This is a genomic window from Flavobacterium sp. U410 (assembly GCF_053570605.1).
Genome location: NZ_JBSEFI010000008.1, coordinates 88,146 through 112,942 on the forward strand (window position 1 = coordinate 88,146; position 24,797 = coordinate 112,942).

At 32.3% G+C, this 24,797-nt stretch carries 20 protein-coding genes and 1 riboswitch; of the genes, 17 read left to right on the forward strand and 3 right to left on the reverse strand.

Going from position 1 to position 24,797, the window contains the following annotated elements; translation table 11 throughout:
* The first annotated feature begins 85 nt into the window (after nt 1-85).
* A riboswitch (SAM riboswitch) is annotated at nt 86-192 on the forward strand.
* Between the two features lie 62 nt (nt 193-254).
* The 4 genes from ACUSJC_RS07390 to ACUSJC_RS07405 all read left to right on the forward strand — a co-directional run bounded on the left by ACUSJC_RS07390 (nt 255) and on the right by ACUSJC_RS07405 (nt 5,453).
* Nucleotides 255-1,244, forward strand: coding sequence for a homocysteine S-methyltransferase family protein (locus ACUSJC_RS07390; protein ID WP_449268923.1), 990 nt, complete (start codon nt 255-257; stop codon nt 1,242-1,244).
* Entirely contained in the window at nt 1,244-3,961 is a 2,718-nt protein-coding gene (gene metH / locus ACUSJC_RS07395; protein ID WP_449268924.1) for a methionine synthase, read from the forward strand. Before ACUSJC_RS07390 ends, metH begins: the two co-directional genes overlap by 1 nt.
* Before the next feature lie 64 nt (nt 3,962-4,025).
* Complete coding sequence (gene metF / locus ACUSJC_RS07400) at nt 4,026-4,982, forward strand: methylenetetrahydrofolate reductase [NAD(P)H] (RefSeq protein WP_449268925.1); 957 nt, start codon at nt 4,026-4,028, stop codon at nt 4,980-4,982.
* 78 nt (nt 4,983-5,060) lie between these two features.
* Nucleotides 5,061-5,453: a tetratricopeptide repeat protein gene (locus tag ACUSJC_RS07405; protein ID WP_449268926.1), complete on the forward strand. Its 393-nt coding sequence runs from the start codon at nt 5,061-5,063 to the stop codon at nt 5,451-5,453.
* 41 nt (nt 5,454-5,494) lie between these two features.
* On the opposite strand, the gene gldA is transcribed toward ACUSJC_RS07405, so the two are convergent.
* Nucleotides 5,495-6,400, reverse strand: a complete 906-nt coding sequence (gldA, locus tag ACUSJC_RS07410) for a gliding motility-associated ABC transporter ATP-binding subunit GldA (protein ID WP_449268927.1) — start codon at nt 6,398-6,400, stop codon at nt 5,495-5,497.
* A 376-nt stretch (nt 6,401-6,776) separates the two neighbouring features.
* On the opposite strand from gldA, the gene ACUSJC_RS07415 reads away from it, so the two are divergent.
* The 13 genes from ACUSJC_RS07415 (at nt 6,777) to aroA (ending at nt 21,141) form a co-directional block, all read left to right on the forward strand.
* On the forward strand, nt 6,777-7,604 hold the full coding sequence (locus ACUSJC_RS07415) for a prephenate dehydratase (protein WP_449268928.1): 828 nt from the start codon (nt 6,777-6,779) through the stop codon (nt 7,602-7,604).
* Nucleotides 7,601-8,776, forward strand: a complete 1,176-nt coding sequence (locus ACUSJC_RS07420; protein ID WP_449268929.1) for a pyridoxal phosphate-dependent aminotransferase — start codon at nt 7,601-7,603, stop codon at nt 8,774-8,776. The genes ACUSJC_RS07415 and ACUSJC_RS07420 overlap by 4 nt, the downstream gene beginning before the upstream one ends.
* Before the next feature lie 3 nt (nt 8,777-8,779).
* Entirely contained in the window at nt 8,780-9,637 is an 858-nt protein-coding gene (locus ACUSJC_RS07425; RefSeq protein WP_449268930.1) for a prephenate dehydrogenase, read from the forward strand.
* A 5-nt stretch (nt 9,638-9,642) separates the two neighbouring features.
* Complete coding sequence (locus ACUSJC_RS07430) at nt 9,643-10,725, forward strand: chorismate mutase (protein WP_449268931.1); 1,083 nt, start codon at nt 9,643-9,645, stop codon at nt 10,723-10,725.
* A 105-nt stretch (nt 10,726-10,830) separates the two neighbouring features.
* Complete coding sequence (locus tag ACUSJC_RS07435) at nt 10,831-12,195, forward strand: M48 family metallopeptidase (protein ID WP_449268932.1); 1,365 nt, start codon at nt 10,831-10,833, stop codon at nt 12,193-12,195.
* A gap of 7 nt (nt 12,196-12,202) precedes the next feature.
* A complete protein-coding gene (locus tag ACUSJC_RS07440; protein WP_449268933.1) occupies nt 12,203-13,729 on the forward strand; it encodes a DUF6770 family protein in 1,527 nt (508 codons plus the stop codon).
* A gap of 99 nt (nt 13,730-13,828) precedes the next feature.
* A complete protein-coding gene (gene rsgA, locus ACUSJC_RS07445) occupies nt 13,829-14,785 on the forward strand; it encodes a ribosome small subunit-dependent GTPase A (protein ID WP_449268934.1) in 957 nt (318 codons plus the stop codon).
* A 13-nt stretch (nt 14,786-14,798) separates the two neighbouring features.
* A complete protein-coding gene (gene dtd / locus ACUSJC_RS07450; RefSeq protein ID WP_449268935.1) occupies nt 14,799-15,251 on the forward strand; it encodes a D-aminoacyl-tRNA deacylase in 453 nt (150 codons plus the stop codon).
* A gap of 2 nt (nt 15,252-15,253) precedes the next feature.
* Complete coding sequence (locus tag ACUSJC_RS07455) at nt 15,254-17,149, forward strand: DUF3857 domain-containing protein (protein ID WP_449268936.1); 1,896 nt, start codon at nt 15,254-15,256, stop codon at nt 17,147-17,149.
* Nucleotides 17,146-19,152 (forward strand): transglutaminase, encoded by a 2,007-nt coding sequence (locus tag ACUSJC_RS07460; protein ID WP_449268937.1) that lies wholly within the window; start codon nt 17,146-17,148, stop codon nt 19,150-19,152. Before ACUSJC_RS07455 ends, ACUSJC_RS07460 begins: the two co-directional genes overlap by 4 nt.
* On the forward strand, nt 19,152-19,478 hold the full coding sequence (locus ACUSJC_RS07465; protein ID WP_221259814.1) for a nucleotide pyrophosphohydrolase: 327 nt from the start codon (nt 19,152-19,154) through the stop codon (nt 19,476-19,478). Before ACUSJC_RS07460 ends, ACUSJC_RS07465 begins: the two co-directional genes overlap by 1 nt.
* 95 nt (nt 19,479-19,573) lie before the next feature.
* Entirely contained in the window at nt 19,574-19,900 is a 327-nt protein-coding gene (locus ACUSJC_RS07470) for a DMT family transporter (protein ID WP_072781572.1), read from the forward strand.
* Nucleotides 19,900-21,141 carry a 3-phosphoshikimate 1-carboxyvinyltransferase gene (aroA, locus tag ACUSJC_RS07475; protein WP_449268938.1) on the forward strand — a complete coding sequence of 414 codons (1,242 nt, stop codon included), beginning with the start codon at nt 19,900-19,902 and terminating at the stop codon, nt 21,139-21,141. Before ACUSJC_RS07470 ends, aroA begins: the two co-directional genes overlap by 1 nt.
* Before the next feature lies 1 nt (nt 21,142).
* On the opposite strand, the gene ACUSJC_RS07480 is transcribed toward aroA, so the two are convergent.
* Both ACUSJC_RS07480 and ACUSJC_RS07485 read right to left on the reverse strand, forming a co-directional pair.
* Nucleotides 21,143-21,889: a LytR/AlgR family response regulator transcription factor gene (locus ACUSJC_RS07480; RefSeq protein WP_449268939.1), complete on the reverse strand. Its 747-nt coding sequence runs from the start codon at nt 21,887-21,889 to the stop codon at nt 21,143-21,145.
* Complete coding sequence (locus ACUSJC_RS07485; protein ID WP_449268940.1) at nt 21,886-24,744, reverse strand: sensor histidine kinase; 2,859 nt, start codon at nt 24,742-24,744, stop codon at nt 21,886-21,888. The genes ACUSJC_RS07480 and ACUSJC_RS07485 overlap by 4 nt, the downstream gene beginning before the upstream one ends.
* Nucleotides 24,745-24,797: the final 53 nt, after the last annotated feature.

Here is a 24,797-nt window from a genome sequence, read left to right on the forward strand (position 1 = left end):
AATGAATTTTAGTTTGTTTTTTTAGAATATGTTTCAAAAATAAAATAATAGTATTACTTTTGCACTGTTCATAAAAATAGTGTTTTTGTTATCACGAAAGCGGGAGGGAATAGACCCAACGAACGCTTAGCAACCCTACTCTTGTAGAAGGTGCTACATTCTATTCTGATGCAAATCGGAAACAGATAACGTTTAGTTTTTCCTAACTACTGATAACAAACACCAAAAAGAAATAAGAATAAAGTTATCAGGTTATGCCAACCATACAAGACGAATTAAAAAATAGAATTTTAGTGCTAGACGGCGCCATGGGAACCATGTTGCAGCGCTTTAAATTTGAAGAAGAAGATTTTAGAGGCGAACGCTTTAAAGATTTTCCACATCCTTTGAAAGGAAATAACGATTTACTCTCTATAACACAACCTGAAGCGGTAAAATCGGTACATCGTGCGTATTTTGAAGCGGGTGCTGATATTGTGGAAACCAATACCTTTTCGGGGACAACCATTGGTATGGCTGATTATCACATGGAAGATTTGGTTTATGAACTCAATTTTCAATCGGCTAAAATTGCTCGTGAAGTGGCAGATGAGTTCACGGATAAGCCAAGATTTGTAGCGGGTTCTATTGGACCAACAAACCGTACGGCTTCTATGTCGCCCGATGTAAATGATCCGGGATTTCGTGCCGTAACTTTTGACGATTTAAAAATTGCTTATCGACAACAAGTAGAAGCGTTGTTAGACGGTGGTGCCGATTTACTTTTGGTGGAAACTATTTTTGACACATTAAATGCTAAAGCGGCGTTGTTCGCTATTGAAGAAGTAAAAGAAGAACGAAAAATCGATGTTCCTGTTATGGTTTCGGGAACTATTACTGATGCTTCCGGAAGAACTTTATCTGGGCAAACGGTAGAAGCATTTTTGATTTCCATTCAACATATTCCTTTATTGAGTGTAGGATTCAATTGCGCTTTAGGAGCTGATCAGTTGAAACCGTATTTAAAAAGATTAGGTCAAAATACCAGTCTTAATATTTCGGCACATCCCAATGCGGGTTTACCGAATGCCTTCGGACAATATGACCAAACACCGGAAGAAATGCAGCAATTAATTCGCGATTATTTACAAGAAAATTTAGTGAATATCATCGGCGGATGCTGTGGAACGACACCCGAGCACATTCAATTGATTGCTGAGGTGGCGCAAGAATTTAAACCAAGAACTACTCAAGTTGAAGCATAATGGCAGAGTCAGACTGTACAAAATATTTAAAACTTTCAGGATTAGAACCGTTAATTGTTACTTCGGAATCTAATTTTATCAATGTTGGAGAACGAACAAACGTTACGGGTTCACGAAAATTTCTTCGTTTAATTAAAGAAGAAAAATACGACGAAGCTCTTGATATTGCTAGAGCTCAAGTAGAAGGTGGTGCCCAAATCATCGATATCAATATGGATGAAGGAATGTTAGATGGCGTTTACGCTATGACAAAATTCCTGAATTTAATTGCTGCCGAACCCGATATTGCTCGTGTTCCGGTGATGATTGATAGTTCGAAATGGGAAATCATCGAAGCTGGTTTAAAAGTAGTTCAAGGTAAAGGAGTTGTAAATTCAATTTCCTTAAAAGAAGGAGAAGAAAAATTTATTCATCATGCCAAATTAATTCACCGTTACGGTGCGGCTGTCATTGTTATGGCTTTTGACGAAGTAGGTCAAGCCGATACTTATGAAAGACGAATTGAAATTTGTAAACGCTCTTATGATATCTTGGTTCAAAAAGTAGGTTTTCCTGCCGAAGATATCATTTTTGATCCCAATATTTTCCCGGTAGCAACCGGAATGGAAGAACATCGTAAAAATGCAATTGATTTTTTCAAAGCAACAAAATGGATTCGTGAAAACTTGCCATGTGCTCATGTTTCTGGCGGTGTAAGTAACGTTTCGTTTTCTTTTCGTGGAAACGATAAAGTTCGCGAAGCCATGCATTCGGTCTTTCTATTTCACGCCATTCAGCACGGAATGACCATGGGAATCGTGAATCCTGAAATGTTGGAAATCTATGATGAAATTGACAAAGAACTTCTGGAATATGTAGAAGATGTTTTGTTGGACAGAAAAGACGATGCAACCGAACGTTTATTGGAGTATGCCGAAAAAATTAAAGGCGATACCAAAGTTTCGGAAAAAGCAATTCAAGGCTCGAGCGAAGCGAACAGGCGTCAGCAATGGAGAAGCGGTACGATTCAGGAACGATTGACGCATTCGTTAGTAAAAGGTGTTGACGAATTCATTGAGCAAGATGTAGAAGAAGCTCGACTTTCGGTTACCAAGCCTATTGAAGTTATCGAAAATCACTTAATGAACGGAATGAATGTAGTGGGTGATTTGTTTGGTTCCGGAAAAATGTTTTTGCCTCAAGTTGTAAAATCGGCTCGAGTGATGAAAAAAGCAGTGGCCTATTTGCTACCGTTTATTGAAGCTTCAAAAGATGGTTCAACGTCATCGAGTGCCGGAAAAGTGTTGATGGCAACTGTAAAAGGAGATGTTCACGATATTGGTAAAAATATTGTTTCGGTAGTTTTGGCTTGTAATAATTTCGAAATTATCGATTTGGGAGTTATGGTTCCGCCCGAAAAAATTATCGAAACGGCAATTAAAGAAAAAGTTGACATCATCGGGTTAAGCGGATTAATTACGCCTTCGTTAGACGAAATGGTGTATTTGGCCAAAGAATTGGATAAGTTGAATATCAATATTCCAATGATGATTGGTGGCGCAACAACTTCCCGAGCGCATACTGCTGTAAAAATTGCACCCGAATATAAAGATACGGTGGTTCACGTAAACGATGCATCGCGAGCGGTAACTGTTGCTTCAAATTTGTTGCAAACTGAAACCAAAGGAAATTACGCTAAAAACATTCGCGAAGAATACGATAAGTTGAGGGAAGGTTATTTGAATCGTGGTCGCGAAAAGAATTACTTATCCATTGAAGACGCGCGTAAAAATAAATTCAAAATCGATTGGGAAACGTACCAACCGGTAAAACCAAATAAGATTGGTACTCAAACATTAGAAGTTGCTCTTTCTGAATTGGTTGATTTTATCGATTGGACGCCATTTTTTCAATCATGGGAATTGTACGGAAAATTTCCGGCAATTTTAACCGATGAGGTTGTTGGCGAACAAGCTACTTCTTTATTTGCCGATGCTCAAAAAATGTTACAGCAAATTATTGACGAAAAATGGTTTGTTGCCAAAGCGGTTTTTGGAATTTTTCCTGCCAATACAGTAAATGACGATGATATAGAAGTTGAACCAACAACCAACAACCAACAACCAACAACTTTTTTGACACTCAGACAACAATCACAAAAAACGGTTGGTGCACCTAATATTGCTCTTTCCGATTTTATTGCGCCAAAAGAAAGTGGAAAACAAGATTACATTGGAACATTTTGTGTAACTACAGGTTTTGGTGTAGACGAAAAAGCAGCCGAGTTCGAAAAGAATTTAGACGATTACAATTCCATTTTAGTAAAAGCTCTTGCTGATCGTTTGGCGGAAGCTTTTGCCGAATATTTACATTTAAAAGTTCGAAAAGAATATTGGGGTTATGCTCAAGAAGAAAATTTCAGTAATAATGAATTAATTAAAGAAAGTTATGCTGGAATTCGTCCGGCTCCTGGTTATCCGGCTTGTCCTGATCATTTGGAAAAACCAACAATTTGGAAATTGTTAGACGTTGAAAAAACTATTGGTGTAACCTTAACCGAAAGTATGGCGATGTGGCCGGCAGCTTCTGTCTCGGGTTATTATTTTGCTAATCCGGAAAGTAAATATTTTGGTTTAGGAAAAATTAAAAACGACCAAGTGGAAGATTACGCCAAAAGAAGAAATATTACCATTGAAGAAGCTCAAAAATGGTTAGCACCAAATATAAGTGATAACTAAAAATTAATTAAAAACTGATTACCCACTTCAGTCACCCCTCTTTGGGAGGGGACGGGGGAGGCTCATGAAAGTAACTGAACATATAGAAAAAGCAAATGGAAGGACGTTGTTTTCTTTCGAAATTATTCCGCCTCAAAAAGGTTCAAGTATTGAAGATTTATATGCTAATATCGATCCGTTGATGGAATTTAAGCCACCTTTTATTGACGTAACAACTTCTCGTGAAGAATTTGTGTATAAGGACAAAGGAAATGGTTTGTTAGAAAGAAGAATTACTCGCATGCGTCCGGGAACTGTAGGTATTTGTGCTGCTATTCAACATAAATATGATGTGGATACTGTTCCGCACGTTTTATGTGGTGGTTTTACCAAAGAAGAAACCGAATATTTACTGGTGGATTGTCAATATTTAGGAATTGACAATGTGATGGCTTTGCGTGGCGATGCTATGAAAGGTGAGAAATACTATGAGCCTACAAAAGGAGGAAATGCTTTTGCAGCCGATTTGGTAAAGCAAATTCAAGATATGAACAAAGGGAAATATCTTCATGAAGTAATTGAAACTTGCCATACAGATGAATTTTGCGTAGGTGTTGCCGGATATCCCGAAAAACACATTGAAGCGCCATCGATAAATTACGATTTAAAATGGTTGAAACAAAAGGTAGATGCCGGTGCTGATTATATTGTGACTCAAATGTTTTTTGATAACCAAAAATATTTTGAATTTGTAGAAAAAGCGAGAGCAGTTGGAATTAATGTTCCTATTATTCCGGGAATAAAACCTATTGCAACGAAAAAACATTTGCAATTGCTTCCACAAATATTTAAAATAGATTTACCGGAAGATTTAATTGATGAAGTCACTAATTGTAAAAATAATGACGAAGTGCGCCAAGCAGGAATAGAATGGGCAATTGTACAATCTAAAGAGCTTTTGGCAGCGGGTGTTCCTGTGTTACATTATTATTCAATGGGTAAATCAGATAACATTAAAGCTATTGCTAGTGCAATTTTTTAATAATTAGATATTGTTTTTTTATTGAAATAGAATAATTTTTTTCTTATCTTTATAGGGATAACTTTAAATGCCCTTACAATGAAAAAGATTATCTTACTTTCAGTAGCACTTTTCTGTTTACAGTTAAGTTTTGCAAATCTTAAAGATACAGTTGTTTTAAAACAAGCTCGTGATTATTACAAAGTTAAAAATTATGAAAAAGCCTTGCAGTTGTATAAAGATTATAGCAAAGAAGCCGATTTCAAAGAAATGAAAGATGTTTATTTAGAAATAGCAAATTGCTACTATAAATTAAATGAAAATAAAAAGGCTATAAAACATCTTAAAATGGCTTTTGAAAAATATGGGTTAACTGAAGATGTTTTTATTTACAATGATATTATTGATCCTGAATTTTCAAAATTTGCATTAGCTGAAGTATATGATGACTTAGATAAAATGCAACAAAATTATATAGCTACAACAAACTAAACCAAAATCTTTATCAGATTTGATGAACATCCGGAGAGAATTTATTTTTTTCCGGATGTTTTTTCTCTGAATATTTGCTCTAAGTTTTTATTCTTGTGAGAAAGTTGTAAAATCTTGAAGCCATTTTCCTGAGCAAAGTCAAAAACTTTACTACGCATATCACTTTCTGCTTCAAAAGTTAATTCCCAAACGGTTTCTGAAACTGCTTTTTTTGAAATTAAAAAGTCAAATACTATTTTTTCTTGAGCAATAGCCAAATCAAATTCAACTTCTATGACTTGTTGTTGGGTTTGTTCTTTTACCAAAGAATTTAAGGTTTTGTCTTCCACCAAATTTCCTTTATTGATGATGATGATACGATCGCAGATAGCCTCGACTTCCTGCATAATGTGAGTAGAAAGAAAAACCGTTTTATTTTTTCCGATATTCTTAATCAATTCGCGAATTTCAACCAATTGATTCGGATCCAATCCAGTTGTAGGTTCGTCCAAAATCAAAACTTCCGGATCGTGTAATAAAGCACAGGCTAAACCGACACGCTGACGGTATCCTTTAGAAAGTTGACCTATTTTCTTATGACTTTCAGGAGTTAATCCGGTTAAAGCAATGACTTCGTCAATTCGTGATTTATCTACTTTGTAAACATCGGCATTAAAGGCCAAATATTCTCTGATGTATAAATCCAAATACAACGGATTGTGTTCCGGTAAATAACCCACCGATTTCTGAACGTCTTTTGCTTGAGTAATGACATCAAAGCCATTTACTTCTGCTTTTCCGCTGTCAGAGGTTAAATAGGTAGTCAAAATTTTCATCAAAGTCGATTTCCCGGCTCCGTTTGGACCTAAAAAACCAACAATTTCTCCCTTTTTTACCGAAAAACTTACAGCGTCTAAAGCTTTTTGTTCTCCATAAGTTTTAGAAATATTTTCAACTACTATTGACATACGATATCTTCTGAATTAAAAAAGTAAAGGTATTTAAAAAATTTGTCGTAAAGATAAACAAAAACCTAAAGCATATAAATGACTAAAATTTCAATTTTGATAACATAATTGAGATTGTGAAAATTGTTAAACTAAAACGTTTTCGTAAAAAAATATTAAAAAATGTTTGGTGTTTAACAATTTTCATTAAATTAGCTCCATCAAACAAGACGAAATGTTGAATAATTTCTTTACATATTTTAACAACTTTTATTACTTCTTTTTCTGGAGAGAAAAGGGATTGTTGTTATGTTATGTAAAAAAATAAACAGATTTAAAGTAAAACATAAAATGATATACAATCCCGGAGGTTTCTTCGGGATTTTTTTTTGGATATATGGAAAGCAAAATAGCAATTCAGGGAATTAAAGGTTCTTTTCACCATCAGGTAGTTTTAGAATACTATCAGCAAGATTTAGCAATTGATGAATGTTTGTCCTTTGAAGATTTAGTGAAAAGTTTGCTAAAAGGAAAAAGCAAACAAGCCGTTATGGCCATTGAAAATTCCATAGCAGGTTCGATCATTCCTAACTATGCTTTGATTGATAAACACAATCTTCAGATTATTGGCGAATATCATATTCCTATTCAACAGAATATGATGGCTTTAGCCGGGCAAAGTTTGGAAGAAATAAACGAAGTGCATTCACACCCAATGGCACTGTTACAGTGTATGGATTTTTTACAGAAATATCCGCATATTAAATTAGTGGAAGATAAAGATACGGCAGAATCAGCACAGCGAATTTTTAATCAAAAGCTAATCGGAATTGCAGCTATAGGAAGCAGTGTTGCAGCAGAAATGTACCAACTGAATATTATTGCTCCGGCTATTCAAACGATTAAAAATAACATGACGCGTTTTGTGATTTTGTCAAAAGAAGAAGTGATAATTCCACAAAATGAGATTAGTAAAGCATCGTTGAAATTTCAGTTAGACCATAAAAGAGGAAGTTTAGCAACGGTGTTGAATGTAATGAGCGATTGCAAGTTGAACTTAACCAAAATTCAGTCGATGCCCATTATAGAAACACCATTTAAGTATTCTTTTTTTGTGGATGTAACTTTTGAAGAATATAAAGATTATGAAAAAGCCAAATCGATTATCAAAATTATGGCTGAAAAATTTAAAATTTTAGGCGAATATAAAAATAACCCAATATGATAACTACAGCAAATAGATTGCAAACGGTACAGGAATACTACTTCTCCCGAAAGCTGAAAGAGGTTGCTCAAATGCTTCAAGAAGGAAAACCTGTTATCAATTTAGGAATCGGGAGCCCTGATTTAGCTCCTGATGCATCTGTAGTAGATGCAATGATAATGAGTATGACACATGAAAAGTCGCATCAATATCAAAGTTATCAAGGCTTGCCGGAATTGAGACAAGGAATGGTTTCGTTTTACCAAAATTGGTACAATGTAACACTAAATCCTTTAAATGAAGTACTGCCTTTAATGGGATCCAAAGAAGGAATTATGCATATTTCTATGGCTTTTTTGAATCCGGGAGACGAAGTGCTGATTCCTAATCCTGGCTATCCGACCTATGCTTCGGTAACCAATTTAGTGGAAGCAAAACCGGTTTTTTACGATTTGTTACCCGAAAATAGTTGGGAACCCGATTTTGAAGCTCTGGAAAAATTAGATTTATCGAAAGTAAAATTAATGTGGATTGGTTATCCGCACATGCCAACAGGTGCCAAAGGCAATAAAGTACTTTTTGAAAAATTAGTGGCTTTTGCCCAAAAACACCATATTATTCTGGTGAACGATAATCCGTATAGTTTTGTGTTAAATGATAATCCGCAATCGATTTTAAGTATTCCGGGAGCTAAAGACGTTTGTTTAGAATTGAATTCATTAAGCAAAACCTTTAATATGGCAGGTTGGCGAATAGGAATGGTTTGTGGAAATGTTAAATTCATTGAAGCTATTTTGAAAGTAAAAAGCAACATGGACAGCGGCATGTTATATGGTGTACAAAAAGGAGCGATTGCCGCATTGGCTTTACCAAAAGATTGGTTTGACCAATTGAATAAAGTGTACGAAAACAGACGAAAATTAGTTTTCAAACTAGCCGATAAATTAGGCTGCACGTATGATAAAAATGCAGTTGGTCTATTCGTTTGGGCAAAACTTCCGGAAGGTCAAGATTCTTCTGAAAAGTTTATTGATAAAGTGCTACAAGAGAAACATATTTTTATTACACCGGGAATTATTTTCGGAAGTAATGGAGAAGGTTTTATTCGTTTTTCTTTGTGTTCCAATGAAGCCCAATTAGAAGAAGCCATTAACCGAATTAAATTGTCATTAGATTTAAAAATAGCCTTGTAGTTTATGAAAGTATATGTTATAGGAATCGGGTTGATTGGCGGATCATTGGCAAGAGATTTTAAGAAGCATTTGGATAATGTAACAATTTTTGGTGTTGATTTAAACGAAAAAAATTTAGACAAAGCTTTGGAACTTGGAATTATTGATGAAAAAGCGGAACTGAAAGATGTTGCCCAAGCCGATTGTGTTATTGTTTCGGTTCCGGTTGACGTGAGTTCAGTATTGTTAGAGCAGGTTTTGGATATAATTAAAGGCGATACGTTGGTTTTTGATGTTGGTTCTACCAAATATACTATCTGTGAAAAAGTGAAAAATCATGTCAATAGACGTAATTTTCTAGCAGCACACCCTATTGCCGGAACGGAGTTCTCTGGACCGGAAGCAGCATTGGAAGGGTTATTTGACGGAAAAACCAATATCATTTGCGAAGTCGAAAAGACAGCATTTAAGTTGCAAGAGCGAGCTTTGGAACTATTTAAAAAAATAGGAATGCGTATCCGATATATGGATCCGGTGGCACATGACAAACATATTGCTTATGTTTCGCATTTGTCACACATCAGTTCCTTTATGTTAGGGAAAACAGTAATTGAAAAAGAACAAAATGAACGCGATATTTTTGATTTAGCAGGAAGCGGATTTGAAAGTACGGTTCGTTTAGCAAAAAGTTCGCCCGCTATGTGGACGCCAATTTTTAAACAGAATAAACAATTTGTTTTAGAATCCTTAAAAGAGTACATCGATAATTTAAGTAATTTCAAGACTTTATTAGAAAGCGATTGCTATCAGGAAGTTTTTGAAGAAATGGAGAATACCAATAGAATAAAAGAAATATTAAACGGAATAAGTATTAAAAAATAAGAGTTATGGAAAATACAAAAGAAATGAGAACGTGGTTAGACGAATTCAAATTAGATCATCCGTTAGTAATTGCCGGACCATGTAGCGCCGAAACAGAAGATCAAGTGTTAAAAATTGCACATGAATTAAAAGATTCGGATGTTTCTGTTTTCAGAGCGGGAATTTGGAAACCAAGAACTCGTCCGGGTGGATTTGAAGGTGTGGGAGCCATCGGACTAAAATGGTTGCAAAAAGCAAAAGCCGAAACCGGACTTTTAATGGCGACAGAAGTGGCTACAGCTGCTCACGTTCAGTTAGCTTTAGAGCATGATATTGATGTGTTGTGGATTGGTGCTCGCACAACCGTAAACCCATTTGCGGTGCAAGAAGTCGCTGATGCTTTGCGCGGAACTGATAAAATTGTGTTGGTGAAAAATCCGGTAAATCCTGACTTAGCGTTGTGGATTGGAGGATTAGAACGCTTGTATAATGCAGATATTAAGAAACTAGGGGTAATTCACCGAGGATTTTCAACTTACGAAAAAACAAAATACCGCAACAATCCGGAATGGCAAATTGCTATTGAGTTACAAAATCGTTTCCCTGATTTGCCATTGATTTGTGACCCTTCGCACATTACAGGAAAAAGAGATATGATTCAGGATGTTTCGCAGCAAGCATTAGATTTAAATTTTGACGGATTAATTATTGAGACCCATATTGATCCGGATAACGCTTGGAGTGATGCAGCGCAACAAGTGACACCAACAACTTTAAAGCAAATTTTCAAAGACTTAAAAGTTCGTAAAGAGACTGATGAGGCAGATGATTACAACTCAAGATTAGCTAAATTGAGAACTCAAATTGATGAATATGACGAAAAAATAGTGGAAATTTTGGGAAGCCGAATGAAAATTGCAGATCAAATCGGTTTGTTGAAAAAAGAGAAAAACGTTGCAATTCTACAAAATAAACGCTGGAATGAAGTTCTAGGGAAAATGATTTTAGACGGAGAAAAAAAAGGCTTGAGTGAAGAGTTTGTTTTGCAAATTTTTAAGGCGATCCACCAAGAAAGTATCAATCATCAGGAGAAAGTATATAAGAAATAAGAAAACGCCTCGAAAGAGGCTTTTTTATGTTAAAATCAACTTCTTAATTTTTTGTTAAATCGATTTAAATTAATTTAATTTGCCAACAAATAAAAAGAACAAGTTTTGGATATTTATAGATCACGTTTTTTTCTTAGTGTAATATTTTTTTTTGCCTATAAATTTGTTTTTAGTCAAGAAGTTGTATATGACTATTTTCCAAAAAATAAAGATTCAATATTTCAGTATGTAAGTAAAGTTAATGATGAAAAAGTTGTATCCTTTGGCTCAAAATATAAAAAAAATATTAATGAAGTCTTAAAAGAAAGAAAAGAGAAATTTATAAAAGGAATTAAGGATAGTACTTATATTTTTAATAAGGATATTAATATTTACTTGAATAAGATTCTAAAAGAAATTTATACTTCTAATCCAGCTATTAAAAATAAAGATTTCTATTTTTTTGTAGATAAGTCACCTATTCCTAATGCCGCTTGTTATGGAAATGGGATTTTTACTGTAAATTTAGGCTTATTTAATTTTGTAAATTCTGATGATGAATTAGCATTTATTTTATGTCATGAAATTGCTCATTTTAATTTGAGTCATAACGATAAAGCATTATTAAAATACATTGAGACAATAAATTCAAAAGAGACAAAAAAGCAAATTAATGAAGTTGAAAGAATGAGCTATGGTAAAAGGAAAGCTTATTCGGACTTGTTAGAAAAATTAAACTATAATTTTTTGAAAAGAAGTAGAACTGCTGAAGTTCAGGCAGATTCGTTAGGATATATATTGTATAAGAATACTAAATATCAAATTAATTTAGCAGCTAAAGCTCTTAATAATTTGCAAATTGCTGATAGTATTGTTTTTAATGAAGATACTAAATTAAAAAAGCATTTTAATTTTCAAAATTATCCTTTCAAAGATTCTTGGTTGTTAAAAGATGAAACACTTTTCGACGTTAATGAATCTATTAATGATTATGCATTCAATAAAGATTCACTAAAAACGCATCCAGATATTCCATTTCGTGTCGAATTATTAGAAAAAATGATATCTAGTACTAAAGATAAAAATACTACTATTAATAGTTCTGACTTAAAAAATATAAAGCTGTTAGCGTCTTATTTAATAATTAAAACGGCATTAGATGAAAAAAAATTAGACTCTGCTTTGTATGAAACGCTTACATTATATAATGATGGAGATCTAGATTCAAAATCTTTTGCGATTATTGTCTCAAGATTATTGAAATTAACTTATGAACTTAAATTAAATCACCAATTTGGGAAATATGTTAAACGAGTAAGTCCGTTTTCTGAAGAGGTTTATTTAAATGAAGTCAGAGTATTCCTAGAAAGAATCGAATTAAAAAATATTAAAAAAATTGGACTTAATTTTTGTTCTGAAAATAATGAGATTGCAAAAGATAATAAAGAGTTCAATGAATGTAAACTTTTTTTTGAAAAACTTAACAATTAATCAAATAATGAAATCAAAATTATTTTTACTTCTAGTGTTGCTATTAGCCCTAGAAATTAGCGCTCAGAATACTTCAATTGGTGGAGTAAATACTTTTTACTTAAGAAATTCAGGAGCAATATTAGATAAAAACCACGATGTTGATGGTTATTACTTCTATTATGTAGTAGATAAGTTAAAAAAAGGAGATAGTGAATTTGCTATCCAAATTTTAGACAAAAACTTAAATGAAGTTGCTAAAAAATCGTATGTAGATAATAAGAATACTTTCTTAATGAAATCGGCATTCAACAATCAAGCGATGATGTTTGCAATGGCGAATTTAAAAGAAAAGAGAATAGAATTGTTAACTTTTGATAAGCAAGCTAATCAGCTAGAAAACAAAACTATTGAATTAGAAAATAAAGAAGTTAAATATTTACAAATGGCTCAAACTTCGGGAGATTTTAATGTCCTTTTTCCAGTTGATAATAAAGGTTTTTTATTCAATAAATTTGAAGACAATAAAAAAATAGGGTATTCATTGAAATATTATCCAACTGATGGGGGGAAATCTTGGGAATATAATTCTCCAAATGATACAAAAGAAATTTTAATGATTAACCCAATTGAAGTAAATGATAAAGTTGTTGTAGCTTTAGAGGTTGCTAGAACAAGCTTAATGTCAAGAAAAATGACAATTAGAACAAAAATTATTGATGTAAATACAGGAAAATTAATTTTTGAACGCGAAAATAGTAAAACTGAAAAACCAAGATTAATTAATAACGCATTTCTTGATAAAGATAATAACGTTGTATTAATGGGGGAATATTTTAAAGATGGTGATAATATTTTAGATGATAAAAGTTTAGGTTTATTTTCTGAAATAATTGATATGAATGGAAATACTGTCAAAGAGAATTTGACAAGTTGGAAAGATGATATTTCTAAGTTAACAAAAATCAACAAAAATTTTATAGATGAAAAAGGATATGTTTATTTTCATAAAATTGTGAAAACTAACAATAATGAATATTATGCGATAGGTGAATTTTATAAAAAAACTGCCAGTGCAGCAGGTATAGCTGGAGCTATTTTGTCAAGAGGTGCAACACCAACAACACAACTTTCGATTACAAATGCTGTTGTTTTTAAATTTAACTCAGATTTTAAATTGGTTTCAATAAATGAATTTGAAAAAAGCATATCAAGAGCACCAAGTTTATCAGATTTTGGAAGCCCACAGTTAAATGCTCATGCAATAAAAGCACTCGGCGGTTTTGACTATGAGTATACTCAAGTTGATAGAGCAAACGATAGGTTTTATGCTTGTTTTATAGATTATGAAAAAATTAAAGGAGAAAAAAATAAAAATGCATTTAAAACTATTATATATGATGATGGTGAATTAAGTCAAGATAAAATTTATTTAGAAGAAGGAGATAAAGATTTTAAAGTTTTACCGGCAAAGATGGGTAATGTATTGCTATTGGAATATAATAAAAAAGCGAAAGAAATTATACTACATTTAGAAAAAATCAACATAAAATAATTTGAAAGTCCTCTTAGAGGGCTTTTTTTTAAAATTCATTGAAAGATTTCTTTATTTTTATTCATCTTCACATAAAGATGTTTCTAGTATCTTTGCTTCATGACAGGAATCGTTTATAAATCTACCGGAAGTTGGTATGTAGTTAAGACTGAAAATGGTGAGACTTACAATTGCCGTATAAAAGGAAAATTCAGGATGAAAGGTATTAAAAGTACCAATCCTATTGCTGTGGGTGATGTAGTAGATTTTGAACTAGATCAAACTTCGGATGAGGTTTTCGGAGTGATTCACAATATCCATGACAGAAAAAATTATATCATAAGAAAATCAGTAAATCTTTCGAAGCAAACGCATATTATTGCCTCTAATATTGATGTGGTGTTTTTATTGGTGACAATTAATAATCCAATTACAACTACTAGTTTCATAGATCGTTTTTTAGTCGCAGCCGAAGCGTATGGAATAGAAGCCGTTTTGGTTTTCAATAAAGTAGATACGTTTGATGAAGCAACTTTGGACGACCAATTGTATTTACAAGCCATTTATTCTGAAATTGGATACCAATGTTTACGCGTTTCTGCCAAAGAAGGCAAAGGAATTTCTGAACTTAAAGAATTAATGAAAGATCGAGTTTCCATGTTTTCCGGACATTCCGGAGTAGGAAAATCAACGTTGGTAAACGCTATTGAACCCGGATTAAATTTAAAAACGGCCGAAATTTCTGAGCAGCACCAACAAGGACAACACACTACTACTTTTGCAGAGATGTATGATGTGAGTTTTGGAGCTAAAATTATTGACACACCGGGAATCCGTGGATTTGGAATGGTAGATATGGAACCCGAAGAAATAGGCGATTATTTCCCTGAGTTTTTTGCTTTAAAAGAACATTGCAAATTCAACAATTGCCTGCATAAAGAAGAACCGAAATGTGCAGTCAAAGAAGCGTTGGAAAACGATGAGATTGCTTGGTCTCGTTATCAAAGTTATTTGCAAATCTTAGAAGGCGATGATGAAATTTACAGACAAAATAATTACGAAAATGACGATTTGTAAATTGTAAAAAAGTATGAAAGTAGTTATTCAAAGAACCTTAGAGGCATCTGTAACTATTGAAGGAGAAAAAGTGGCTTCAATAGAAAAAGGACTTCTGGTTTTGGTTGGTATTGAAGATGCAGATACAGAAGAAGATAGGAATTGGCTAGCTTCAAAAATTGTGAACATGCGAATTTTTCCAGATGAAAATGATGTAATGAATAAATCTATTATCGACGCTAATGGAGATATCATTGTTGTAAGTCAATTTACACTACATGCCTCTACCAAAAAAGGAAATAGACCAAGTTATATCAAAGCGGCAAAGCCTGATTTTGCCATTCCGATGTATGAAAATTTTGTAGCCCAAGTAGAACAGGAATTAGGTAAAAAAGTACAAACCGGTCGTTTTGGAGCCGATATGAAAGTAGCTCTAGTAAATGATGGTCCGGTTACTATAATTATAGATTCAAAAAATAAAGAGTGAACATGAATAAACTATTATTTTTAATTCTTATTCCGTTATTTTCCAAAGCACAAATCTTAAATGTTAAAATACCAGATAGTATAACAAGGAAAGCAGATGCTGTAGTTATAGAAAATATCAAAAAAGTTCAAATTCTCCAAGTAGATAAAATGATCGAAACTTCTCATAGAGAGGTGCTTATTTTAAATAAACAAGGATTAAATTATATTGATGCTGAAATCTATTATAATAAATCAATAAATATTCAAAATCTTGAGATTAAAATTCTGAATTCTTTTGGGAAAGAGATAAAAAAAATTAAGAAAAAGGATATGAAAGACTTTAGTGCTTCTGGAAATAGTACTTTCATGTCAGATAATAGAATTTTAGTTTTAGATTATACGCCCACATCGTATCCTTTTACTGTAGTAATAGACTATGAAGAAGTAAATAAAAATACGGCTTTTATACCTTCTTGGATGCCAATTCAAGGGTATAACGTCGGAATATTAAAAGAGGAATTTATCATAGAAAATTCTTCAGGAATTAATCTAAATAAAAAAGAATTCAACTTTACAAATTATCCTCAGATTAAGTTTGAAGAAGAAGGTAATAAACTTTCGTACAGTTTGTCAAACTATCCTGCTTTAGAAAGAGAAGAGCTCGCTCCAAGTTATTGGAGTTTTATTCCATTTGTTAAATTTGGATTAGAACATTTTTATATAGAAGGAGTTGAAGGAGAAGCTGAAAACTGGAATGAATTTGGGAAATGGGTCAATGAAAAACTGTTAAGTGATGTCCGGACTTTGCCTGAAGAGACAAAAAGCAAAATACTTAATCTTGTTAAGGGTATAAATGACCCTATTGAAAGGGCAAAAGTTGTTTACCGTTTTGTACAAAATGAGACAAGATATATTAGTGTTCAATTGGGAATAGGAGGTTGGAAGCCTATGTCAGCAGAAAATGTATCTCGATTAGGTTATGGCGATTGTAAAGCCCTTTCAAATTATACAAAAGCACTATTAGAAGTTGTAGAGGTACCGTCATATTATACTATAATTTATGCAGGTCATACAAAACAAGACATAGTGGAAGATTTGGTGGCAATGCAAGGGACTCATGCTATTTTGACAATTCCTCATGGAGATGAGTATCTTTTTTTGGAATGTACTAGCCAAACAGATCCGTTTAATTATCAAGGTCAATTTACAGATGATAGAAAAGCATTGATTATTAATAAAGATGGAGCTAAAATAATCCAAACAAATTCATTTAAAGATGAAGATAACAAGCAAATAACAACAGCTGAAGTAATTATTGATAAATCTGGAGGAGTAAATGTAGAAGGGAAAATTAAATCTTATGGTGTTCAGTTTGAAAAATACCATTCTTTAGAAGATGTTTCAGATGAGAAAAAAGATAATTATTATAAAGATAGATTTGACTATATCAATAACATTTCTTTTGAAGTCTTAAAGCAGAACATTGATAAAGATAAAATAATCATTGAGGAAACAATAAGTTTTAAAGCTGAAAATTATGGAGAGATTTATTCGAACGAAATTATATTCTGTCCTAATTTATTAAATAAAGAAAAGTATGTGTCAAAAAGATATAAAAATAGAAAGTTACCTTTTTCATTTGAAAGAGGCTATAACGATTTAGACGAAATAATAATTAAAATTCCTCAAGATTACCAAATAAGCGGATTGCCAGAAAACATACTTGAATCTTCAGTTTTTGGAAGTTATGAAGCATCTTTCGAATTAATGAATGACAATGAAATCAAATACAGAAGAAATTATCTTTTTAATCGTGGAACATATTTTAATACAGATTATGAGAGTTATAGAAAATTTCAAGAGAAAATTTCAAAAGCAGACAATGTGAAAATTTTAATTACGAAGAAACAACTATGAAAAAAATCATCTACTTACTTACATTATTATCAACTTTTACCATTCTAGGTCAGAAATATGAATTAGGAGAAGTAACAAAAGAGGAATTGTTGGAAAAAAAGCACCCTCTTGATACTACTGCTGTAGCTGCAGTTTTATATCAGAAAGGAACAACTTCTTTCGAATATACATATGATGAGGGTTTTGTAATTGTAACAGAAGTAGAGACTAAAATTAAGATTTATAAAAAAGAAGGATTAGATTGGGCTAATTTTTCAATAAAAAAATATGATAACGGAGGGACAAGAGAAATAACTAGCTTTTCAAAATGTTATACTTATAATCTTGAAGAAGATAAAATTGTAAAAAGTAAGTTGAAAGGAGAGGGGGAATTTGAAGAAAGATTAAGCAAATATTATATTGAACATAAAATTGCATTACCAAATGTTAAAGAAGGATCTATTGTAGAATTTAAATATAGAATTCAGTCTCCTTTTATTTCAAGTTTTAACGATTGGGAATTTCAAAAGAAAATACCAGTTGATTATTCAGAATATTTAACGAGAATACCAGACTACTTAGTCTACAATACATATTATAGAGGGTGGTTGACCCCAAAGCTGGAAACAGATCAGAGAGACAGAACCTTTTCAGGAAGATATAATGAGTTAGCAAATAGGCAAGGAGGGTTTAGAAGTGAAAGAGGAGATTTTAGTTTTACTTGTAGGGAGCACTTTAAAAAGTATTCTCTAACAAATGTTTTGCCTTTAAAAGACGAAGGTTATGTAGATAATCTAGATAACTATAAAGCGACTATAATACATGAGCTTGTTTCAACGAAATATCCAAATCAAGCATTTAAAAATTTTGCCACTTCGTGGGAAGATGTAGCAAAGAATATTTTTGAGAATGATGATTTTGGAGGACAACTTAAGAAAGATGATTTTTATTCAGGTGATTTAGTGTCTGTTTTAAAGGGAATAACAGGTAAGAATGAAAAAATAAACGCTATTTTTAACTATGTCCAAAAAACAATGAATTGGAATGGATACAATGGTTTTTTATCCGAAAACGGAATAAGAAAAGCTTTTAAAGAGAAAAAAGGAAATATTGGAGATATCAATTTGCTATTGATCTCAATGCTTAAAAACGAAAAAATTAATGCTCATCCTGTTTTAGTTAGTACTAAGTCTAATGGGATAGCGCTTTTCCCATCAAGAAATGCTTTTAATTATGTCATTTGTGCCGTTGAATTGGATAATGCAGAAGTAGTGCTTTTAGACGCAGCAAACAAGTTCTCTAAACCTAATGTCTTACCTATAAAATGTTTAAATTGGTATGGAAGATTAATACGCGATAACGGGACATCAACAACAATAAATTTAATTCCAAATAGTAAATCAGTTAAGAATTTTACTATGATGTATACAATTGAGGAGGATGGAAACATTAAAGGAAAATTTAGAGAACAAAACTTTGACTATTTTGCTTATGTTTTTGCAGAGAAAAAAGGAAATCTGGATGAAGATCAAAGAATTGAGTCAAAAGAAAAATTAACAGATGATTCTGAAATTGAAAACTATGAGTTTAAAGTTTCAGATCAAAATGTAGTTACAGAAACATTCGAGTTCTCTAATCCAAGTCTAGTAGAACAAATATCAGGAAAACTATATTTCAATCCGATGTTGTTTTTAAAGACCGATAAAAATCCTTTTGTTCAAGAACAAAGGATGTATCCAATTGATTTTACCTTTCCTTCTCAATATAAGTATAATGTGATGATAAAAATTCCTGAAAACTATGAAGTAGAAAGTTATCCGGAATCCTTAAATTTAGGAATGGAAGATGGTTTAGGAAGTTTCGGTTTTAATATTAAGGTAAATGGAGGGACAATTCAAATAATGTCAAGTGAAGATATTAATCAAGCAATTTTTGCTCCGCAATATTATCCCATGTTAAAAGCATTTTATAGTAGTTTAGTAGATAAGCATAATGAAAGAATCGTTTTAAAAAGAAAAATATAATGAACATCAAAAACGCACAATTAGACGTAGATAATTGGATTAAAGAACATGGCGTTCGTTACTTTAACGAATTGACTAATATGGCGCAACTAACCGAAGAAGTTGGTGAAGTTGCTCGAATTATCGCTCGTCGTTATGGAGAACAATCGGAAAAAGAAAGCGATAAAAACAAAGACTTAGGCGAAGAATTAGCTGATGTAGTTTTTGTGGTTTTATGTTTGGCAAATCAAACGGGAGTTGACTTACAAGCGGCTTTCGATAAGAAAATGGATTTGAAAACAAAACGTGATCACGATCGTCATCATAATAATGAGAAACTTAAATAGTTGTAGAATCTATGATTGTATATCGTATATTGATTCTTAATACGTCGATATACAATTGTACACTTTATAACAATACAATAACAGTATACAAAAAAATGAATTGGATTTTACTAATCATAGCCGGATTATTTGAAGTTGGTTTTGCTAGTTGCTTAGGTAAAGCTAAAGAAACTTCAGGGCAAACCATGTGGTTGTGGTATTTAGGCTTTTTAGTTTGTCTCACCATCAGCATGGTGCTATTGGTAAAAGTAACCAAAGACATTCCAATTGGGACAGCTTATGCCGTTTGGACAGGAATTGGTGCTGTAGGAAGCGTTTTAGTCGGGATTTTTGTTTTCAAAGAACCGGCAACCTTCTGGCGAATATTCTTTCTAATGACATTAATTGCCTCTATCGTTGGATTAAAATACGTTTCTGAATAATGAATTTACATTTACAAAAATCGGAAGTCAAAAATCAAGAATTAAAAGTTACAATAACCGGAAGTAAATCTGAAACCAATAGATTATTGCTTTTACAAGCATTGTATCCTAATTTGACTATAGATAATATTTCTAATTCAGATGATTCAGAAGTGATGCAAAAGGCACTAAATGAATTGTCAGTTCGAGCAGAATCGAGAACAGTCGACGTACATCACGCTGGAACCGCTATGCGTTTTCTAACTGCATTTTTTGCAATTCAGGAAGGAAAAGAAGTGTTTTTGACGGGTTCTTCACGAATGAAAGAACGTCCGATTAAAATTTTAGTGGAAACGTTGCAACAATTAGGCGCTGAGATTTCGTATGCTGAAAACGAAGGCTTTCCTCCAATTCAAATTAAAGGAAAAAAACTAACACAAAATAAAGTTTCGTTACCTGCAAATGTAAGTAGCCAATACATTTCCGCTTTATTATTGATTGCACCAAAATTGGAAAACGGTTTAGAATTAACACTAGAAGGCGAAATCACTTCGGTTCCTTATATCAAAATGACGTTAGCTTTGCTAAATGAAATTGGTGTAGCAACTACTTTTGAAAATAACAAAATTACAGTTTGTCATGCTGAACTAGTTTCAGCATCTAAATTAACTGTCGAATCCGACTGGAGTTCGGTTTCCTATTGGTATTCTATCGTGGCTTTATCCGAAATTGGAACCCAAATTACCTTATCGAGTTACAAGAAAAACAGCTTACAAGGCGATGCTGCTTTAGCAGGAATTTATCAAGATTTCGGAGTAGAAACTGTATTCAATGAAAACAATACAATTACAATTTCAAAAGTAAAAGCCCATAACCTTTTACCTTTTACCTATAACCTAAAAGATTGTCCCGACATTGCTCAAACTATTGCAGTAACTTGTTTTGGTTTAGGAACAGGTTGTGATTTATACGGTTTACATACGTTAAAAATCAAAGAAACCGATCGCTTGGAAGCGTTAAAGGCTGAGTTGTCTAAATTAGGAGCTGCTATTTCAGTAACTGACGAATCGTTGCATTTAAAACCTTCGACTTCTATTAATGAAAATATTGCAATAAAGACATATCAAGATCATAGAATGGCAATGGCTTTTGCTCCGCTTGCTCTTCGTGTTCCAATTAGTATTGAAGAAGCTGAAGTAGTTTCGAAATCGTATCCTGATTTTTGGAATGACTTAAAATCGGTTGGTTTTCAAATGGAATAAATTATCTTTTGATTAACTGAATACTATCTAAAATGGTTTGTACTTTATCTGACGAAATAGGTAATTGCAAACCATTTTTTAATACCAAATTCCCGCCATCTGATTTGTTGTAAGCCGAAACAAAGTTCACGTTAACAATATACGATTTGTGAATACGAACGAAATTTGGATTACTGCATAAAATATCTTCGAAGTTTTTCAAATTTCTACTCACCACATGTTTTACATCATTGGCACATTTAATTTCTGAATAAGCTCCGTCTCCTTTAATGAATTGAATATCTTCGGTTTCCAAAAACAAAATGCTATTACCACTTGGCACAGCAATACGTTGTAACACATCTTGCTTCATGGTTTCCTTTAAAAGTGAATAGTTGGCTTCTGTTGATTTTTGTTTTTCAATACGCGCAATAGCATTCGATAATTCTTCCGGATTGATTGGTTTTAATAAATAATCTACTGCCGAAAATTTAAAAGCTTGCAACGCATACTCGTGATAAGCGGTTGTGAAAATGATTTTGAATTTAACTTCGTTTTCATCAAAAAAATCTAATAATTCTAAACCACTATGACCTGGCATTTCAATGTCCAGTAAAACCAAATCAGGTTGATGTTTGCGAATCGCTTTTACACCTTCCGGAAGATTCTCGCACTCGGCAACCACTTCTACATTTTTGCAATATTCGTCAACAAGTAGCGATAGGTTTAAGCGAGCTCTTTTTTCATCATCAATAATTATAGCTTTCATAGGGTGTGTATCGGTATTATTATTTCTACTAATGTTCCCGTAGGTTGATTTTGTAGATTGTGTTTGTCAATTATTTTTAAGGAAATGTTTTTATGATTGTATTCATTCAACAAGTCAATTCGGTTTTGTAACGCTTCAGTAGCAAACGACTGATGGTTTTTATTTTTAATTTGATTCAATTCGTTGCTTTTTTGGCGACCAATGCCATTATCATCAATGCCGATATGCAATTCGTTATTCTGTATTTCGAACGAAATCGTAACTTTTTTATCGCCTTGTTTGTGAAGCAATCCGTGTTTTACAGCATTTTCAACATAAGGTTGCAACAACATAGTTGGAATTTTGATGCTTTCTTGATCAATGTTTTTTTCAACTTGAATTTCGTAACTAAAATCTTCATCAAAACGACCTTTTTCAATATCCAAATAGAGTTGAAGCGTTTTAACTTCTTCGGAAATAGAAATAAAATCTTTTTCCGTCATTTCTAAAATCGTTCGCGTTAGGTTTGAAAATTTGGATAAATAATCAATAGCCAAACGCTTTTCATTCGATAAAATGAACGATTGTAACGTATTCAAAGCATTGTAAAAGAAATGCGGATTCATTTGCGATTTGATAGCTTTCAACTTCGATTGGTTTACATTTTTTTCCAAGTTGATTTTGTCTAAAATCAATTGATTGCGCTTTTCGATTTTTTTGATATTCATGCGATATAACCAATATATAAACGCCAAAAGGAAAACGGATGCACCAAAAATAAACGGAAATTGCAACCAAAACGGACGATTGATTGTGAAATGAATTTTCGTTGTGTTTTTAAAATCGGAATTTAGTACAAACTCAATCGTATAACTTCCATGGTTTAACGAGTTTAAAACCAATTCCGGATTTAAAATATCCGCTTTTTGCCATTGCGATTCGTTGATTCTATATAACAATTCGTGCTCTTCAAAAGGCGTTGGCGATAAAAAACGATAATTGATATGAATGTTGTTTTCGTTATAAGCTAAATCATTCAATTTCAATTTTGTTACAACTTGATTATTTATTTTTATGTTTTCAATACTAAAAATAGGATTGGAACGATTGTAAACTTCTTGTTTTTTGATGATTAAACCTCTATTGGTCGAAATGAAATAGCTGTTGTTTTTCAAGATTATATCATTCACTTCAATATTGCTATTAATGTGAATAATTTGCTTTAGCTTTTTAGTGAGCAAATCGTACTCAAAAATGTATTTATTGGTTATGATAAAAAGTAATCCGTTTTTAAGAATGGTTCTTTCTACATTTTCTTTTTGAATGGTTGCCGGGAAATTAATTTCTGAAATGGAATTGTTTTCAATTTGGAATAAATTCAAATCTCCATTACAAGCATAAATTTTTCCTTTTGCATAAGATAGTTTGGTAATGTTTAACGAAGTGTTTTTATGTTTTAATTCGGAAAGTAAACCGTTTTGATTAATATAAAACAAACCGTTATTGGTTGCAAAATAAATCGTTTTATGAATGCTGTCGTAAGCTGTAGATTTTCCTTTAGCATTGGTGACAATATTGTTATAATTATGGCTTTTTAATTGAATAAAAGCTTCGTAAACAAAATCCCAATCGCTTTTACTGTTGTCATTAGTTTTGATTAAACCTGAAGAACTACTGGCGGCAAAAGCGATATATTTATGATCGACAGCGCAAACACTTTTAATTGCAATTGGTAATTCTTTGGTTAGTTTTAGTTCCGAATTTAAAACACCAAACTTGGAAGAAGTAAAATACAATTGGTTAGAGATTTTATCATGAAAAACTTGCCCCATTTGGTGGTTGTCTTTTCCTGTAAAAATAGTTTTAAACTGATTTTTTTCTAAAGCGAGAATTTTATCATTTTTGGTTCCAATAACCAATTGGTCGTTTTTAAAACACAAAGAAGTTAAACTTTCTTGAGAGCTAATTAATTGCGTATCAAAATCTTCAATATAAAATAAACCTTCGGTTAAAGTAGAAATCCAGTAGTTGTTGTTTTTGGTTTTGTAGATATAAGAAATATTTGTTCCGTTGAAAAATTGACGTTTTGTACCTAATTCGCAATCCATTTCTATGATTCCAGTTGTAGTGCAAAGCCAATTTTTGTTGTTGCACCAACTTAAATTTTGAACAATTGTATTTTCTAGATTTAATTCTTTTCTAGCGAATTGGTTGTTAGAGAAAAGGTAACAATAGTTTGAAAATTTGGAACCAATTAATAATCCGTTTTTAGTTTTTTCAACCAAAATGGAGTTGAAATTTTCTAGGAAACCTTCTGGGAATTCGACTTTTTTCTGAATTACATCATTTTTAATAATTATCAACTGATGAGCAAAAACATAAATCGTTTCGTCAGTAAAAAAAATGTATTCTGAATCTTTTGTGTTGAGTTTTATTTCTTTTTTTAATAACAATGTTTTCAAATCGTAAACATCAATCACATTTTCATTAATGATATACAATTGGTTTTTAATAATACCATATTTAAAGTAACCAATGGATTTGTTTTGGTTCAACTTTTTCAATTGGTTGTTTTCTACATAATATAAATAACCATCAAAGTTCTCGTACCAAACTCTCCCAAAAGAATCTTGTTGAATACAAGAACCAGCTTTAGAAGTCATATCACTTGTGCTGAAATATTGAAATGTGTAACCGTTAAATTGGCACAGACCTTTTTCAGTGGCAAACCACATAAAGTTATCTTTATCCTGAAAAATGTCGTAAACACTATTGGTTAACAATCCTTGCGATTTATCTATGGTGTTGAAATACGGATTTTGTCCCAAAAGAATTTGGGTAGCAAATAATAAGAATATGCTATAGAAATATTTCAACTTCAGATTTTCTTCAAATGTAAGTATATATTGAATATAGTAAATATTCAGTT